The sequence below is a fragment of the Dendronalium sp. ChiSLP03b genome (genome assembly GCF_034531165.2).
Taxonomy (GTDB): Bacteria; Cyanobacteriota; Cyanobacteriia; order Cyanobacteriales; family Nostocaceae; genus Dendronalium; species Dendronalium minutum.
Map to the genome: position 1 here is coordinate 32,947 of NZ_JAVRBR020000143.1, position 18,161 is coordinate 51,107.

Sequence of the window (18,161 nt, forward strand, 5' to 3'; positions counted from 1 at the left end):
TTAGATTTTAGATAACAACAAAATTCTTTTTAATTACGAATTACGCATTACGAATTACGAATTATTATTGTGGGCAAATTAGTAGTTTTAAATTTAGCAACAGGAAGCTTTGAGGCAGGATTTCCTGTAACACTACAAATTGGTGATGAAAATGCCCGTCCAATTGTAGAAATTACAGGTGATTTACCACCAAACCCAGAAATTCTTATTGCTTACTATCACTGGCAATCAATTTACCTGAACTTAAAATTTCCTAGTCGCCCTATCGGTATACCCAAACAATCAAAACAAAAGCCTTCATTAGAAGATTGTCAACAAGCAGCAGATAAGTTAAAAGTTTGCTTTAATACTTGGTTGACTGCCGATTCTTTTCGCCCCATCCGCGAAAAATGCCTAGAAAAACTTTTACCTGAAGATAATATACGCATACTTTTACAAACCATAGACCTGAGATTGCAAAAACTTCCTTGGCATCTTTGGGATTTACTAGAACGCTATCCAAATGCAGAAATCGCTCTCAGTGCGCCTAGCTATGAACAAGTAAGCCGCCAACCCCCTCAATCTATGGTGAAAATTCTCGCAATTTTGGGTAATAGCCAAGGAATTGATATCCAAGCCGACAGCAAGATTTTGGAAAAATTACCTCATGCAAATACTACCTTTTTAGTGGAACCATCAGCTAAAGACCTCACTGACCAAATATGGGAACAAAACTGGCAGATTTTGTTTTTCGCTGGACATAGTTACACTTCCAGAAGCGGCGAAAGTGGAAAAATTCACATTAATCAAACTGAGAGTTTAACAATTAGTCAGTTAAAGTACGCTTTGAGAAAAGCTGTAGCACGAGGTTTGCATCTGGCAATTTTTAACTCTTGTGATGGTTTAGGTTTGGCACGAGAGTTTGCAGATTTGCACATACCCCAAATAATTGTGATGCGAGAACCTGTTCCTGACAGGGTAGCGCAAGAATTTCTCAAATATTTTTTAGAAGCTTTTGCCAGTGGTGAATCTTTATACATAGCGGTACGAGAGGCGCGGGAACGCTTGCAAGGATTAGAAAATCAATTTCCTTGTGCTACTTGGTTGCCTGTAATTTATCAAAATCCAGCAGTCATGCCTTTGCGGTGGCAACAATTACACCTCAACAATAGCAATCTTCAAACATCATCTCTACCGCAAATTACGCCAAGGGTAGATATCAATCGACGATTTGCTTTATCTGCGGTCATGCTGGCCAGTATGGGAATAACAGTATTGTTAATGGGAATGCGGTATTTTGGTTTACTGCAATCATGGGAGTTAATGGCATTTGACCATCTGCTACGTCTGCGTCCTCAAGAAAAGCCTGATTCTCGCATTTTAGTCATTAATATTACCGAAGAAGATGTGCAAGCACAATCTTCACAAGGGCGGGGGTCTTTATCAGATGAGGCTCTGGCCAAATTGTTAGAAAAATTGGAGGCACATCAACCACAAGCTATTGGTTTAGATATATACCGAGATTATGCCGTACAGAGAAATTATTCCTTGGCAAAACGAATGAGAAAAAGCGATCGCTTTGTCGCAGTTTGTCAAGTAAGCAATCCTCAAACTGGAAAACCAGGTATTAAACCACCACCGGAAGTTTCCCCTGATGCTCTAGGCTTTAGCGATATCGTCTTAGATACAGATAATGTCGTGCGTCGGCATTTGTTAGCGTTAACTCCCCCTCCCTCATCTGTTTGTACTGCACCTTATGCCTTAAATGTGCAGTTAACACTACGTTACTTATACAGCCAAGGCATTAAGTTACAATTTACTCATGATGGTGCGTGGCAACTAGGAAAGCTCAAATTTAAACCCCTAGAAGCTCATACCGGAGGCTACCAAAGAATAGACGCTTGGGGACACCAAATTTTACTCAATTATCGCACCTTGAGTAACCCAGAAGCGATCGCACCCAGTGTCACCCTCACACAAGCACTAGCAGGTCAACTAAATCCCCATGCCGTTAAAGACCGGATAGTTTTAATTGGCACAACCGCCGAAAGTTTCCGCGATTACTGGTTGACTCCCTACGCCTCCCCCACAGGAAAGCCCCAGGAAATCGCAGGAGTCTTTTTACAAGCCCAGATGGTCAGCCAATTGCTAAGTGCAGCTTTGGATGGGCGACCTCTGTTGTGGACTTGGCCGATATGGAGTGAAGGAATTTGGATTTGGGGTTGGGCTATCGGTGGTGGTTTACTTGCTGTATATCTGCGCCGACTGACTTATGTCAGCTTGGCAATTGGGATTGCATTTTGCGGTTTGTACGGTATTTGCTTGATAATATTAATACTATACAGTTGTTGGATTCCCTTAGTACCTGCCGCGATCGCTTTAGGAGGTAGTGCTGTAATTTTGGTAATTCGTAGTTCGTAATTAATACCAAATCCATGTGAGCCTGCTTTTATGTTTATCAAACAGATTATGAAAAAACATAGGCAAAAAATTCATTTCATCACAGCTTTGGGGATGATATTAATCGGTAACATTTACTCCATGCAACTTCAGGCACTGCCAGTTCCTGCTCACCTAGCCTCGATAAAATTTATGCCGCCACCACCACCTCCAGATAGAGGCGCAACAGGAAGCCGAGGTGGTGCTGCAAGTCGGGGATGCGATGCGAACAATCAGACAGTAACGGCATTAGTTCCTATATATGAGCAGACTGTTAGCCAAGGAAAGCAAGAATCTATTTCTATCACCAAGGTTTGGGGTTTGACGAACCTCGAACATCCCTACTTATTGTTTTTTGTTCCTTATAAAATGTCATCCATCGCTAACATGGAGTTTGTTCTGAAAGACGAGACAAATAATAAAAGTCAAACTCTATACCGAAATTTTGTCACGCCACCAGAATCTCCTGGGATTGTTAAAGTTGATTTACCAGCAAGTGTCACCCCATTGCAAGTGGGAAAAATGTATCGCTGGTTTTTCAAAGTCAAAGTAAAGTGCAACTCCCAACAACCGACCACTCTAGATTATGTTGAAGGTTGGGTACAACGGGTTAACCAAGATTTAGCCTTAACCGAACAGCTCAAACAAGCAACACCTCAACAAAAGGTAGTGCTTTATGCCGAAAATGGTATTTGGTACGATGCCCTCATGACTTTAGCAGAATTACGTTTCGCAAATCCTAATGATGCTACTCTGTTGACAAAATGGACAAGTTTGCTGAATTCAGTTGGTTTGGATGAACTAGCTAACCAACCCTTGGTTAATTGCTGTAAACCAAGCAAGAATCATAAGGAAACTCCAACAAATAATATCGTGTCCAGTTAAAGACTTATCATTAAGACCGCAGAGGAGCACAGAGGCAGGGTTTTGTGGCTCTTCTGCATAGATCGGGAATTATAACTAATTAGCCGGACTTGATATAAATTATCTCCCCAGAAGTTTTTGACTGTTCCCAGTCATCACTCATTACCTCCTTTGATTTAGCCTTATCTAACTTAGGTAAGAAGGTTAGCGTCGAGAACCCCTCACCATAATTTATGGATAGCTGCGATTGAGGTTAACACGATGAAACGTTTAGCATCTCTTGTTATGGCACTATTCATAGGAACTACTGCCATTGTTGCTTTCTCTCCAGACTCTCAAGCCCAACCTAGAAGAGAAGACTCCTATAGAACACGAGATTACCGCTATGGTGAGCGCGACAGATCGTACTATCCCCGCCGTTATTACAGGGGAGAGAGAAGATATCCGCGTTACAGACGCGATCGCTATCGAGATTACTATCGGTCACCCTATCGCGATCGCGGTCGCTCCTATACACCGGGATACCGCTACTAGGCTCTGTACCTTCACTTGACTGATGATGGATAACGGACGTACTAAGTCCATTACTCTATCCCTAGTGAAAGTCTCAGTGAATGGTGTAAACAATGCAAAAATATAAAAGCTTGTGGTAAAGTTGGCTTGCTGCTAACTGAAATACCGCGAGCTTTTTTGGCATGTCTAAAAGTAAAGTTTCAAAAGCAGCAGCTGTTTACGTAGATGGTAAATTTCAAGACTACAGCGATCGCTACTGCTCAAAGTTTTTAAATTTCCGCTGGTAACTACTCATGCTCAGACGCTTCAACAGCCGTAAAACATTATCAGCGGCTGTGCTTTTACTTGTCGTATGCTTTACTCTGATAAGCGTGCATTCATTTGGGCAAACAATTATGACCTCAGCACCCCGACTGCTGACCGACCCATTTTTGCAACTGCCAACTGAAACCTCAGTGCGAGTAGTTTGGTTCACCGAGTTTGCTGGTGCTAAACACAAAGTCGCCTATGGAGAAAATTTCCAGCAAACTGTCCAGGCCAGCACAACTAAACTCAGTCGCACGCGCGAAGACCAGAAATCACGAGTCGCCAACCAAACCCAAGACGGACAAGTTTATCAACAACCTGTTATGCGTGACATTTGGCGACATGAAGCTGAAGTAACTGGGTTAACTCCTGGCGTGCGGGTGAACTATCGCATCACAAGTGTACGAGAAGATGGTGAAAGTGTTAGTAGCGACGTTTTTACCCTCGCACCCACCCCAAAACCGGGTACACCACTGAAAATTTTGCTGACTTCTGACCATCAATTAAAGCCAATGACAGAGGTAAATCTGCAAAAGGTCGTGGAGACAGTGGGACGTGTCGATGCAGTGTGGTTTGCTGGTGATTTGATCAACGTCAGCGATCGCGCCTCGGAATGGTTTGATGATAATCGAGGTAGCGCCTTATTTCCAGGTTTACAAGGTCGTGCCAAATATGAAATAGAACATAACGGCGTGAAGACAACCTACACGGGAGGTCAAATAATTCAACACGCGCCGATGTTTACTTGCATTGGCAATCATGAAGTGATGGGAAGATTTGCCAGGAAAGAGAGTTTAAATGATGAATTTGATGATACATTTCCCCGTGCAATTGCCCAAAAATTATATCGCGACAAATCTCTCATAGATAGTTCTTTTAATACTAATACCTACGAAGAAATTTTCACCCTTCCCCAAAGTCAAGAGGGTGGCAAAAAATATTATACAGTCAGCTTTGGTGATGTGCGTTTAGTAGTCTTATATGCCACAAATATGTGGCGGACTCCCAAGTTTGATGGAAAATATGCAGGCAGATACCGAGAGGCAGAAAAAGACTTAAATAATCCTGAAAATTGGGGTTATGGACAGATTATTTATGAGCCAATTAATCGAGGCAGTAAGCAATACAATTGGCTAGAACAAGAACTCAAGAGTCCTGAATTTAAACAAGCAAAATACAAAGTTGTGATGTTCCATCATCCGCCCCATACTCTGGGTGATAATATTGTCCCTGCCTATACCAATCCAGTGCAAATAATTGAACGGGACGACATTGGCAACATCAAAGCAATACGTTACGAATATCCCAAAGACGCAGACTATCTCATCCGTGATGTCATACCTTTATTAGAAGCAGCTGATGTGCAACTAGTTTTCTACGGACATTCCCATTTGTGGAACCGCTTTATTAGCCCAAATGGTATGCACTTTCTAGAAACATCTAATGTAGGCAACACTTATGGGGCCGCTTGGGGTGACAAAAAACGAGAAGTACCAATTGGCTACAAAGAAGATTATGTTGTGCTTGGCGATCCTAACGGGTTAAAACCAGTATTGCCGACAATTGCCCCGTTGTTAGGCAAAGATGGTAAGCCACTACCCTATATTGCCAGTAATGACATTACAGGGTTCAGCATCTTTGATACGGGGACAGGTATAGTCAGCAGCTACCGTTTTGATACCCGCAAGCCAGATTCAGATGTTTTAAAGTTTGATGAATTTAAATTGAAATAATTGCCCACTTAACTCTAATTCAACACCAAGTGAGCGTAGTCTTTCTGCCAACTGTTCAGCGCGTTGGCGTTCTCGTTCGTATTTTTCGCTTCAACACGGACAGTTCACTCAAATGGGTGAGGAACAATTCAACCAAATGGGTGAGCCAAGTGTAGGAGGTGAAGATTTATAACAAAAGTAAATCTATTAATACAGACCATTAATTGCTTTTCACATCAGTTAAGGTTATCTTATGAAACTTACAACCTTGATAAATTCTGTATTTGTTGTTGCTTCTGTTGCTTTCACCTCTGGAATTGCTAGCGCTCAATCAGCCACCAACAACTACGCTAGTGCAACCAACAACGGGCAAAATACACATGTTAATTCTCAGGCTCGAGACAATAATTCTACGAATATCAGCTACATCCAACCTTTCAATCTAGTTTCTCTTGCTTATCAAGGTGGTCTAAAGCAGCAGGGCATTCCCAGTGGGGGAACTCTGGTTTCTGAATACCAGAACCGAAATATTACTGCGAAAGATTTAGTTAAAGCTGCTGTAAATGCTAACAAATTACCAGCACAAGTTTTGAACGAGCAGAATTATTTGAGCGCTGTCAGGTCACAGTTATCTTCATTATCTAGAAATTTTACTATCTAAGTGCAGCTTTGCAAACTGCGACAATTAACAAAAAGGACTAAGTATCAGTACAGATTTTAGCCATTCAAGCTTATTTTTTCGACGATTTTTGAGCGATCGCTGTTTATCAAATAATTGCCGAATTGCGATCGCAAATTCACTAGTCTTAGGTCAATTGGTACATACTAAACTCCATTGCCAGATGCAGCCCCACATCTTGTTGTACTACAGTCATCTTCATCCATAAGGACAACCCTAGCACCACCAGATACTGCACTCTAAGCTGCCCAAGTTTCGGTTAGCCCGCCTCGAATCACAAGCACATCTGCTTCTCATTCGAGTTCAAAATCGGTTGTCCCACTTTTAGGCATTAATGCTTTCCCCCATTGATAAAGTCCCCAGAGTAAACTCTTCAGCCTCTCGGTATTTTTCTTTCTTTGCAGCTTGGCAGATTACTAGCAAATCAAAATACTGTAATTTTATAAAAAATACGCTATCTTGATTGACTTGCCGTAGTTTGTATAACAAATTTTTTCACACTTCCTAGAAAAAAGCAAGCATCAGATCGTACAAAGTTATAACTAAGTTATATAAAAATCTTCCTAAAGGCACTTGCTTTTTATTGTAAATTATGCAAATATCCAAAGTTAAGATTAAAACTACTTAAATTCGATAGATTTACAGGAGTTTAACTGAGTACCGTAGATGCTTTGCCAACTTGAAAGAAGTACCGTCCGTCGTTTCTGCCAACTTAAAGCAACTGGCGTTACTGAGTGCTGAGTTAGGAGTTAGTTATTTCTTACTCTCCCCTAGCTTCCCTGACTTCTCTGCCTTTGTTGATGTCAATTCTGACTAAACCGAGGTGATTTCAACATAGGTGCAAAAGTTCAAATAACCGAATCAAGAAAAATCCCAAATATTTACCCAACTATAATATTTCCCCATTTCAAACTTAAGTTGACCGCTTAGGAAAAATTTGCTTGCTGCGGTTTCTGCGGTGTACCAGCAGCAAAAGATGTTACTGATTTTGCGTGCATAACTAAAAAACCAATGTCTAAAGTTTCCTGGAATTATTTGCTAGTTCTCCCAGCCTTTTTTAGTGGACTTTTGGTCTTGTTTTCAGCAGCGAGTGGATCTGAAATTCAGAGGATGCCTGAGCCAAAATCGCAGGCAACACCAAATGTTGAAAATATTTCCTCAAGTATTGCTGCCGAACAAAATCAGACACAGTTAACCCAATCAGTAGAGGATGTACAAGTCACAAAAAACACACAGACACTCGCCAATCAAATAGTTCCTCCTCAAGAAAAAGACCAAAATGGGAAGCAGACTTCAGCAAATCAAACTAACTCAATGGGACAGGTTACGTCTGTTTCGGAACTGTCTGATGTTCAGCCTACAGATTGGGCATTTCAAGCTCTACAATCTTTGGTTGAGCGTTACGGTTGCATTGCTGGATACCCAAGTGGTGATTTTCGTGGGAACCGAGCATTGACACGCTATGAGTTTGCTGCTGGATTGAATGCTTGCCTTAACCGAGTTAACGAACTGATTGCTACTAGCACTGAGAGTTTGGCAACAAAAGAAGATTTGGCTACTTTAGAAAAGCTGCGAGAACAATTTGCATCTGAACTGACAACTTTACGAGGGAGACTCGACTCTTTAGAAGTACGTAATGCTGAAGTGGAAGCCAATCAGTTTTCTACAACTACCAAGCTAGTTGGTGATGCAATATTTATAGTAGCTGATACGTTTGGCGATCGCCCGAATAGTACTGCTGCCGATGATACTCAAGATACTACTCAAACTTTTCTTGGTTACCGTGCTAGACTTAACTTCCAAACTAGCTTTACTGGTAAAGACCAACTAGTCACTCTCATAACGGCTGGTAACAACATTCCTAACTTGGGAAGTTCTTCGGGAACCCAGATGACCCGTTTTGCGTTTGATAGTGATGGCAGAAGTGATACATATCTTAGCCAGTTAACATATCGCTTCCCATTAAGCTCAAAAGCTACTGTTTGGGTAGGCCCTAGGGCACTTCAACCAGCAGTTTTTACTCCCACCTTAAATGCCGCCGTTGGTGGGATAAATGGTGCTGTCTCCCGGTTTGCAACATTCAACCATACTGTTTATCGACCTGGCTTTGATGGTGCTGGTTTAGCTTTCGGATATAAGTTTAGCAATCAATTGCAATTAAGCTTAGGTTACATAGCAGATAACAATCAGGCTCCTAACCCTGCCAGCCGAAATGGACTTTTCAATGGTACTCATTTAGCACTTGCTCAGCTAACCATATCACCCAGTCGCAAACTAGATATTGGCCTCACCTACACCCGCAAATACTATATTGGTAACTCTGGTTTTAATCTCACAGGTGGTACCGGTAGCACTTTCGCCAGAAATCCTTTTGAGCAAAACTCTACCATCAGCAATAATTTCGGACTTGAATTTAACTGGAGAGCAAGCGATCGCTTTACTTTAGGTGGTTGGTTTGGTTATACACTTGCTAATCGTAACGACACTGATGAAGATGCAACCATAATTAATGCTGCACTCACCTTTGGTTTTCCAGACTTGTTTAAAAAAGGTAATCAGGGTGGATTTATCGTTGGTGTACCACCTAAAGTTACTAGTAGTGACTATAGAAACAGAGCAGGACTGCTTCGAGAAGATCCAGATACTTCTTTACACATTGAGGCTTTTTATACCTACCGAGTGAATGACAACATCACTATTACCCCAGATTTTTATATCATTACCAAGCCAGAACACAATGGTAATAACGATCCGATTTGGGTGGGTGCCCTCCGTACTACCTTTACTTTCTAGGAGATAGAAAGCAGTCGCAATGAAAAAATTTCACCCCCATGCATGAAAAAGGGACAAGGGAGAAATTCCCCCTACACCCCATATCCTTACACCCTCTTTAAAGTCAGACGTTATTAGTCAATCGAAGATGTGATTTACTGGGACAAAACTTGTGTTTTCCACTACAGCAATTGCTGCTACAAAGATGTCAGAATTATGGAGAATAAATTCATAGCAATTTACACACATTACAGCCACAAATCAATCTCGCTCGTCTTCCCATTCCCCAGTCTTCACTCCCCATTCATTACTAATCATCAAGTTGAACTTGCTTTTTACCTAAATTCAGGTAAAATTTTGACTATAAAATACGGTAAATTGGTCGAGATTAAGTAGTTTGCTACTTTAAGGTATCCTGACAACAATGCAAATTCTTTGGTTTATTCCCACTGGTGGCGACGGACGTTATTTAGGAACAGAGAATGGCAGGCGCACTGCTACTCCTGATTATTTGCAGCAAATTGCCCAAGCTGTGGATAATTTGGGCTACACAGGTGCATTGCTACCTACAAGCTCTTTTTGTGAGGATGCTTGGATTACTGCTGCTTCTCTAATATCTGTCACCAAGCGGATGAAGTTTCTAGTAGCAATTCGTCCAGGAATTTCTTCTCCAGGTGTGGCTGCACGTATGGCAGCGACATTTGACCGGATGTCGAATGGTCGATTGTCGATTAATGTGGTGACAGGTGGCGATCCAATACAACTTGCTGGAGATGGCTTGCATCTTAGCCATGATGACCGTTATGAGTTAACCGACGAGTTCCTCACAGTTTGGCGAGGAATCATCAGTGGGGAAACCGTTAATTTTCAGGGACGCTACCTGGACATCAAAGGCGGTAAGCTTTTGTTCCCACCAATTCAAAATCCTTATCCGCCGCTGTGGTTCGGTGGTTCATCTACTGCTGCCAAGCGAGTTGCTGCCAAACATATTGATGTTTACCTAACTTGGGGAGAACCTCCTGAGCAAGTAGCACAAAAGATTGCCGAAGTACGGCAACTAGCGGCTGAACAAGGTAGAACAGTACGTTTTGGGATTCGTCTGCATGTGATTGTGCGGGAAACAGAATCAGCAGCTTGGGATGCAGCTAATGAGTTAATTAAGTATGTCGATGAGGCAGCGATCGCTAAAGCCCAACAAGCTCTAGCCAAGTCTGATTCTGAGGGACAACGGCGTATGAGTCAACTGCATAGCGGCTCGCGAGAAGCATTAGAGATTAGCCCCAATTTGTGGGCAGGAATTGGGTTGGTACGGGATGGTGCTGGTACCGCCCTTGTTGGCGATCCTGATACCGTTGCCGCCAGGATGCTGGAATATCGAGAACTGGGCATAGAAACTTTCATCTTCTCTGGATATCCCCATCTAGAAGAAGCCTATCGCACTGCGGAATTATTGTTTCCACGGCTACCTTTGCAAAATGAATCTGCACCTTTAACACAACAGACCTTAAGTCCTTTTAGTAAAATTGTCAGCAAAGAAGATTTCGCTAAACAACTAACAACTGCCTCATAACCATGCCAATTTTAGATTTTGCGGAAAGTTGCCATAGCGAAGCCTCGAGCGTTGGAGGGTCTCTTTCCGTGGCAAACTTTCAAAGACGGATTTGAGATTTTAATAAAGTACAAAGACTAAATCTCAAACCTAAAATACAAAATTTGATACTCTTCGATTTATCTTTGGAGACAATCTGAAATCTAAAATCAAAAATTCAATGGCTATTACCCTAAAAAATACCAAAAGCAAAAATTACAATATAAACCTGAAAGCGGTGCTAGACAGCCCACAAGCGGAGAAAATAGTTCCTTGGATTGTGCCAGTTCTAGTGCTAATGCTTTGGGAACTTTCTTCAAGAACTGGTTTACTCTCTACGAGAATTTTGCCAGCACCGAGTGGCGTAATCGCTACAGCATATAAATTAGCCTCGACTGGAGAACTATTCCAACATATAGGAATTAGTGCTGGACGTGCGATATCTGGTTTTCTAGTCGGCGGCAGTATTGGCTTCGGCTTAGGATTGCTCAATGGCTTTTCTCGTATAGCAGAAAAGTTGTTGGATAGTTCCCTACAAATGCTCCGCACTATTCCCAACTTGGCATTAATTCCACTAGTAATTCTCTGGTTTGGAATTGGCGATCAAGCTAGATTATTTCTAGTATCTATGGGGGTTTTTTTCCCACTCTATCTCAACACATTTCATGGAATTCGTAGTGTCGATCCTGGACTAATTGAGATGGGGAAAGTTTATGGATTGAAAACACCACAGCTTTTGTGGCAAATCATTTTCCCAGGAGCATTATCTTCGATTCTAGTTGGAGTCCGTTTTTCTTTGGGGATTATGTGGCTAACCCTGATTGTTGCAGAAACCATCGCCGCAGATTCTGGTCTTGGTTACATGGCAATGAATGCCCGTGAATTTATGCAAACTGATGTAGTGGTTTTGAGTATTGTTATCTACGCTTTGCTAGGTAAATTGGCAGATGCGATCGCTAGAGGATTAGAAGCAAAATTCTTAGCTTGGAATCCCAATTATCAGTAGCGTAAATAGATACCAAAGTCCCAAAATCATTAGATTAAATCTAACGAGTCTTAATTACGAATTAATACAAGTCCCAACTGTTTTGAAAATGGAGGTTTTCAAGTGAGTTCAAACAGACAAGGTACACAGCTAAGTATTTTGGATTTGACTAAGACTTTTGGCAATCAAACTGTTTTAAATTCATTGAATTTAGAAGTTGCAACAGGTGAGTTTGTTGCCATTGTGGGACGTAGTGGTTGTGGTAAAAGTACCTTACTACGTCTTGTGTCAGGATTGGATAAAGCGACTTCGGGCGGAATACTACTGGATGAAGAACCATTGCATAGGCTCAGTCGTTCTGTAACAGTAATGTTTCAAGACCCCCGCTTGCTGCCATGGAAGCGAGTTATTGAGAATGTGGGGTTGGGCTTGCAAGGCAATTGGCGTGAAAGAGCGCTGTGGGCACTGGAGAAAGTGGGGCTAAAAGATAGAGCTGGAGAGTGGCCATCTGTACTGTCTGGAGGACAGCGGCAACGGGTGTCACTTGCAAGAGCATTAGTGAGTCAGCCACGTTTGTTGTTGCTGGATGAGCCTTTGGGAGCGTTAGATGCTCTAACTCGCTTAGAGATGCAGCATTTAATTGAAAATTTATGGCAAGAACGAAGATTTACTGCGTTTTTAGTTACTCATGATGTAGAAGAGGCTGTAGCGTTGGCAGATCGAGTAATACTGATTGAAGATGGATATATTGCTATGGATGTCGCTGTAAACCTTCCACGCCCTCGAGACAGGGCCGGCGAAGTTTTTGTCAATATCAGAGAAACAGTTCTAGAACGAGTAATGAGTGGCGAAAGAACTCCAGCAGCAAGTCAACAATTAGTACAGATGGGTGTTTGATATTTAGTTATCAGGAAAATAACACCTCAATTGAGGTGTCTTTAAGTTGCACTAAAGGTTTGATTGTAGGAGAGGCAGAGGATGCGGGGACAAAGAGAGTAACAACTGACCCTTACGGGTGACGCTCCTGCGTCGCTAACGCTGCGAAGATCGGCAGTTGCTACCCTGCGGGTTCCGCTTTAGCGGTACAACTCGGGAAACCCGACGACAGTTGCCTCAAGTCGGGAAACCCGCCCAACGCACTGCCTCACAACTCACTAAAAGGTTATTGCAGGCAGTCGAAAAACGCTGTAACTTGATATATCTGAAGTGCTTTAAGACTTCTTAAACTCTTAAAAATAAAGAGTAAGGAGTGAAGAGTATGGGAAGAAACTGTTGTCATGATGCTTGTAGGATTTTCCCATGAGTGGCTGACTTGAAAGTGGGTGTAGGGAAAAGCCAGATTTTCATGTGTGGTAGTGACATTTTTTCATTGGGACTGCTTTGTAAATGAGCTATCAAGGGGGTAGCGAGTTGTGAAAATAATTCTACCTGTAAATCTTGCTCCTAACATTGAGCCACTTCTACCATCTGATATACAGGTAGTGCAGGTGGATAGTGAAGGCAATCTCAACAGTGATACCAGTGATGCAGAAGTTTATATCAATGGGTTTTACTCGAATTTCGATATTTATGACAAAGTATTGACAATGTTACCTGCATTGCGTTGGCAACAATCACCGAGTGCTGGAGTAAATCACGTCCTCACACCTGCTTTTTTGGAACGGGATATTATCCTTACTAACGGTGCGGGCATTCATGCCATACCCATTGCAGAATTTGTCCTAACTTTCATGCTCTATCATGCTAAGAACCTGCGGAAATTGCAAATCTTTCAGGATCAACACACTTGGGTGCGAGGAGTGTTTCTGAAAGAGTTAGCAAACGCGACTTTATTAATTATTGGGACAGGAAATATTGGTATGGCGATCGCTTCTCGCGCTAAAGCATTTGGAATGCGAGTTTGGGGGAGTCGTCGCCATCCGGAACTATTAGCAAATTTTGACAAGATTGTGGGTGCTGATGAATGGCGATCGCTTCTCCCAGCCGCAGACTATGTAGTTATTGCAACTCCTCTAACTCCAGAAACTCAAGGTATGATTGATGCCACAGCCTTACGCTTAATGCGACGGTCTGCCTATCTAATTAATATTGCTCGTGGTGCGATCGTTGATGAAGCCGCATTGTTGACTGCCTTAAGTGAGGGTTGGATAGCAGGTGCTGGACTAGACACCGTAATCACTGAACCACTACCGCCAGAAAGTCCCTTGTGGTCACTCCCAAATATCTTTATCACACCCCACTGTTCAGCCCTTTCACCATCTCTAAAAGAGCGCATCACGGAACTGTTTATCGATAATCTTAGGCGTTACCAAGCTGGGCAACCCTTGCGGAATATAGTTGACAAGCAAGCAGGATACTGATTTTCGGCTCATCTTATTAATTTGTTTTCAAGGTTACGAACGAACCATGTTGCTTACCCTTGCAAACATACCCTGGCAAAATAAGTAAACCAACTAGTAATTCCCAATAACTTAAATATGTCTTCCAAGAAGATAGGAATATTATACAAACCACTATCACTGAAAATGTCATAAAGTTTTTATAAAGTTTATAATTTAACTCCGTATAATTCTGCTGATTGATTAAAATTAGGCGATCGCTTTTTGTAAGAAGAGTGAGCGATCGCTTTATATATGCATTAAATTCTCAATTTTGCTTCTAATTAATTCCTCGGAGTTTGCGAGTGTTGTCAACTAAACTTTGAGCAAACTGATCGAACCTTTGGGAAAGTTTTTCATCTAGCAATTTGCTTTCAGGACTAAAAGCACCCCAAGCTTGTCCAATAGCAATTTGTTCGGGAATTACCCAACCATGAACCCACCGCATAATCAGCCGTAGGTCGTTGAGCGCATTACTATTAGACTGACCCCCTAACACGCTAATTAGTCCTGTCACTTTACCAGACAGTTCATCAAAGCTCATCAAATCAAGGGCATTTTTAATAACACCACTGACGCCACCATGATACTCAGGTGTCGCCAAAATCAATCCATCAGCGTTACGAACAGTATCGCGTAACCGCTGAACGTCTGGATATTCTGGATACTCTTTTGCGCCATCACAAAATGGTAACTGCAACTGCCGCAAATCCAGGATTTCTACTTCTGCTCCTAGGGCTTCTACTCGTTGCGCTGCTACTTGCAAAGCAAGCTGGGTATATGAGTTAGTTCTTAAACTGCCACCAATGCCAACAATTTTTACCATAATTCACCGATCAACGTAGATAATTAGCTACCATCACCAGAATTTTTGAAAGTCGGACTCATTACGACTATGATTATCTTAACGATTTATCTTCTCATAGTCAAATTACAATCCAAGTGAGGATTTTTTACTTATACCAAGTGAAATAAGAGTTATGAGTTAGGAGACAGGGGGCAGAGGAGAGAATTATTAAATAATTTCTTTGTGTCCCCCTTCGGATGATGTTTGTGACGCTTGAGGACTCGCGCTTCACTGCGCTAACTGACTCGACGGGAAGCAAAGCCACTCTGGTCTTGGGGTTTCACGCCAGTTCTCTCAAGTCGGCAAAGCCGCTCATGAGACTGGCTTCCCAAGTGGAGGAAGTGGCATCTAAGACTCCAACTTCCTCACCGCGTCTCCCTCATTCCCTTATATTCCCCAAGTAGCATGAGTAGAGAGACTGGGGAATGGTTTTATGTAGAAGTTAGACTAGATAAGAAAACAGTGATGTCCAGTTATTGCGATTTTTGCCAGAAGAATAGGCATAAAAGTAGCGCTCAGCTTATGCCAGCAGACAAAGGGTAATTATTATGAAAAATTTCGGGAAAAAGGCATTGATAAAACAGCGATCTGCAAAACGTGTTGCTTGGACTGGTGCTATAGCAGCCAGTTTGATTATGTTGCCAAGTATTTTTGGGGGTACTCCCGCTTTGGGGCAGCAAAAAGCAGAGCGTGACTCCCTAACTTATGGCGAGCTGATCCAGAAAACTGAAAAAGATGAAGTTAGAAAAGTAGAGTTAGATGAAACTGAACAGATAGCAAAGGTATATCTCAAGGGTCAAAAGCCAGATACTCCACCGATACAGGTAAGACTTTTAAATCAAAACACAGAGTTAATTAACAAACTGAAGGCAAAAAACGTTGATTTTGGCGAGGTTTCCTCTGCCAATAGCAAAGCTGCTGTTGGATTATTAATCAACCTGATGTGGATTTTGCCACTAGTAGCTTTAATGTTGTTGTTCCTCCGTCGCTCTACTAATGCTTCTAGCCAAGCGATGAACTTTGGCAAATCTAGAGCGCGCTTCCAAATGGAGGCAAAAACTGGCGTGAAATTTGATGACGTAGCAGGTATCGAAGAAGCGAAAGAGGAGCTGCAAGAAGTCGTCACCTTCTTGAAGCAGCCAGAAAGATTTACTGCTGTAGGCGCACGCATTCCCAAAGGAGTGCTGTTAGTCGGGCCTCCGGGAACTGGTAAAACTTTATTAGCAAAAGCGATCGCAGGGGAAGCTGGCGTACCATTTTTTAGCATTTCCGGCTCAGAATTTGTGGAAATGTTCGTTGGTGTGGGTGCATCCCGCGTCCGCGATTTGTTTAAAAAAGCTAAAGATAATGCCCCTTGTCTGATATTTATCGATGAAATTGACGCGGTAGGACGGCAACGGGGTGCTGGTATCGGTGGTGGTAACGATGAAAGGGAGCAAACCCTCAACCAGCTGCTTACCGAAATGGATGGTTTTGAAGGTAACACAGGCATCATTATTATTGCTGCTACCAACCGCCCGGATGTACTGGATGCAGCTTTGTTGCGTCCCGGACGCTTTGACAGACAAGTGATTGTTGATGCACCGGATTTGAAAGGGCGATTGGAGATTTTGAAAGTTCACGCCCGGAATAAGAAGATAGATCCTAGTGTGTCATTAGATGCGATCGCTCGTCGTACACCTGGATTCACTGGTGCTGATTTAGCTAACTTACTCAACGAAGCTGCCATTTTGACTGCCAGAAGACGCAAAGAAGCTATCACAATCTTAGAAATTGATGATGCAGTGGATCGAGTCGTAGCCGGGATGGAAGGTACAGCCCTAGTAGACAGCAAGAGCAAGCGCTTGATTGCTTATCACGAAGTTGGACACGCCTTAGTAGGCACTTTTCTCAAAGATCATGACCCAGTGCAAAAAGTTACCTTGATTCCACGCGGACAAGCGCTGGGATTAACTTGGTTTACTCCCAATGAAGAACAAGGATTAATTTCCCGTTCCCAACTAAAATCTAGGATTACCGCTACTTTAGGTGGTCGCGCCGCCGAGGAAATTGTTTTTGGTAAGCCGGAAGTAACTACAGGTGCAGGCAATGACTTGCAACAAGTGACAAGTATGGCACGGCAGATGGTGACACGGTTCGGGATGTCCGAATTGGGCCCACTGTCCCTAGAAAATCAGGGTGGAGAGGTATTTTTGGGACGCGACTGGATGAGTAAATCAGAATACTCTGAAGAAATCGCCGCCAAGATTGATGCACAAGTGCGTGAAATTGTCAATAATTGCTACATAAAGTCAAAAGAACTGTTACAAGAAAACCGCACAGTCTTAGAACGTCTTGTGGATTTATTAGCAGACCAAGAAACAATAGATGGTGAATTATTCCGTAAAATTGTCGCTGAACATACTCAGCTAAAAGATACTCAGGTAGTAGATGAAAAATTACCTGTGTCTTATTAGAAAGTAGTCCAAAGTCAATAGTCTAGAATTGATAGACTATTGACTATTTAACATGTTTACTCTGTCTTTACTAGATTTTTTTAATGACGCGAATAAATTTAAGTAATTTTTCACTGGTTTTAAAACTTAAATATTAGACATTGTATATTAAGTAACTTTTTATTCTAAAGATAATTAACTTTGTTATTTTTCCTGGCAGAGCACTTGGTACGTATCGGACTGATACTTATTGTGTCTCTAATCCCTTCAACTACTCTCGTTGCTCAACCTAACAATTTTGATTCAAAAAATACTTTGACTCTCACAAAGATAGCAAACTGCGAAATTTAAATTTAGTTTTTAGCTGCCAGTCAAGAATTGGATCAGCGAGAGATGCAAATAGCACTGGAAGCTGAGAGACAAGCAATTATTATGTGGTTACTTGCTATTAGTTATACATGAATAATTTAAGTATGCATATTTACCAGAATGATTATCCATACACTTAGTCATTAAAATATACAAGTTTGAGATCTAAAAAATTTATAACTGACATAGTTCAGAACTAACTTTGGAAGTTAGTGAAAGTAAGCTAAATCACTGGAGAGTTGCCAAGCAGTTGAAATATTGTTAACGTTTATGCTTAAAATTGCTGAAGAAGTCA

At 42.0% G+C, this 18,161-nt stretch carries 12 protein-coding genes; 11 read left to right on the forward strand and 1 reads right to left on the reverse strand.

Annotation, left to right across the window (positions count from 1 at the left end; translation table 11 throughout):
• Positions 1–69: 69 nt before the first annotated feature.
• The 10 genes from RMY31_RS32770 (at position 70) to RMY31_RS32815 (ending at position 14,197) form a co-directional block, all read left to right on the forward strand.
• Entirely contained in the window at positions 70–2,400 is a 2,331-nt protein-coding gene (locus tag RMY31_RS32770) for a CHASE2 domain-containing protein (protein WP_322661974.1), read from the forward strand.
• Positions 2,401–2,448: 48 nt separating this feature from the next.
• Positions 2,449–3,303 (forward strand): DUF928 domain-containing protein, encoded by an 855-nt coding sequence (locus tag RMY31_RS32775; protein ID WP_322661972.1) that lies wholly within the window; start codon positions 2,449–2,451, stop codon positions 3,301–3,303.
• Positions 3,304–3,543: 240 nt separating this feature from the next.
• Entirely contained in the window at positions 3,544–3,816 is a 273-nt protein-coding gene (locus tag RMY31_RS32780; RefSeq protein ID WP_322661970.1) for a hypothetical protein, read from the forward strand.
• A gap of 374 nt (positions 3,817–4,190) precedes the next feature.
• Complete coding sequence (locus RMY31_RS32785) at positions 4,191–5,834, forward strand: metallophosphoesterase family protein (RefSeq protein ID WP_322661968.1); 1,644 nt, start codon at positions 4,191–4,193, stop codon at positions 5,832–5,834.
• Positions 5,835–6,066: 232 nt separating this feature from the next.
• A complete protein-coding gene (locus RMY31_RS32790; protein WP_322661966.1) occupies positions 6,067–6,474 on the forward strand; it encodes a hypothetical protein in 408 nt (135 codons plus the stop codon).
• Positions 6,475–7,503: 1,029 nt separating this feature from the next.
• Complete coding sequence (locus tag RMY31_RS32795) at positions 7,504–9,285, forward strand: iron uptake porin (RefSeq protein WP_409879105.1); 1,782 nt, start codon at positions 7,504–7,506, stop codon at positions 9,283–9,285.
• Positions 9,286–9,688: 403 nt separating this feature from the next.
• Positions 9,689–10,834, forward strand: coding sequence for an FMNH2-dependent alkanesulfonate monooxygenase (ssuD, locus tag RMY31_RS32800; RefSeq protein WP_322661961.1), 1,146 nt, complete (start codon positions 9,689–9,691; stop codon positions 10,832–10,834).
• Positions 10,835–11,033: 199 nt separating this feature from the next.
• A complete protein-coding gene (gene ssuC / locus RMY31_RS32805; RefSeq protein WP_322661958.1) occupies positions 11,034–11,858 on the forward strand; it encodes an aliphatic sulfonate ABC transporter permease SsuC in 825 nt (274 codons plus the stop codon).
• A gap of 102 nt (positions 11,859–11,960) precedes the next feature.
• Positions 11,961–12,734, forward strand: coding sequence for an ATP-binding cassette domain-containing protein (locus tag RMY31_RS32810; RefSeq protein ID WP_322661956.1), 774 nt, complete (start codon positions 11,961–11,963; stop codon positions 12,732–12,734).
• A gap of 515 nt (positions 12,735–13,249) precedes the next feature.
• On the forward strand, positions 13,250–14,197 hold the full coding sequence (locus RMY31_RS32815) for a D-2-hydroxyacid dehydrogenase (RefSeq protein ID WP_322661953.1): 948 nt from the start codon (positions 13,250–13,252) through the stop codon (positions 14,195–14,197).
• 298 nt (positions 14,198–14,495) lie between these two features.
• On the opposite strand, the gene RMY31_RS32820 is transcribed toward RMY31_RS32815, so the two are convergent.
• A complete protein-coding gene (locus RMY31_RS32820) occupies positions 14,496–15,041 on the reverse strand; it encodes an NADPH-dependent FMN reductase (protein ID WP_322661951.1) in 546 nt (181 codons plus the stop codon).
• 569 nt (positions 15,042–15,610) lie between these two features.
• Between RMY31_RS32820 and ftsH the strand changes: the two genes are divergently transcribed.
• Entirely contained in the window at positions 15,611–17,518 is a 1,908-nt protein-coding gene (ftsH, locus tag RMY31_RS32825) for an ATP-dependent zinc metalloprotease FtsH (RefSeq protein ID WP_322661950.1), read from the forward strand.
• Positions 17,519–18,161: the final 643 nt, after the last annotated feature.

Bases quoted from the DNA above. Each gene is read 5' to 3' on its own strand.
- RMY31_RS32775 (WP_322661972.1), top strand. From the start codon at position 2,449: ATGAAAAAACATAGGCAAAAAATTCATTTCATCACAGCTTTGGGGATG.
- RMY31_RS32780 (WP_322661970.1), top strand. From the start codon at position 3,544: ATGAAACGTTTAGCATCTCTTGTTATGGCACTATTCATAGGAACTACT.
- RMY31_RS32785 (WP_322661968.1), top strand. From the start codon at position 4,191: ATGACCTCAGCACCCCGACTGCTGACCGACCCATTTTTGCAACTGCCA.
- RMY31_RS32790 (WP_322661966.1), top strand. From the start codon at position 6,067: ATGAAACTTACAACCTTGATAAATTCTGTATTTGTTGTTGCTTCTGTT.
- RMY31_RS32795 (WP_409879105.1), top strand. From the start codon at position 7,504: ATGTCTAAAGTTTCCTGGAATTATTTGCTAGTTCTCCCAGCCTTTTTT.
- ssuD (WP_322661961.1), top strand. From the start codon at position 9,689: ATGCAAATTCTTTGGTTTATTCCCACTGGTGGCGACGGACGTTATTTA.
- ssuC (WP_322661958.1), top strand. From the start codon at position 11,034: ATGGCTATTACCCTAAAAAATACCAAAAGCAAAAATTACAATATAAAC.
- RMY31_RS32820 (WP_322661951.1), bottom strand. From the start codon at position 15,041: ATGGTAAAAATTGTTGGCATTGGTGGCAGTTTAAGAACTAACTCATAT.
- ftsH (WP_322661950.1), top strand. From the start codon at position 15,611: ATGAAAAATTTCGGGAAAAAGGCATTGATAAAACAGCGATCTGCAAAA.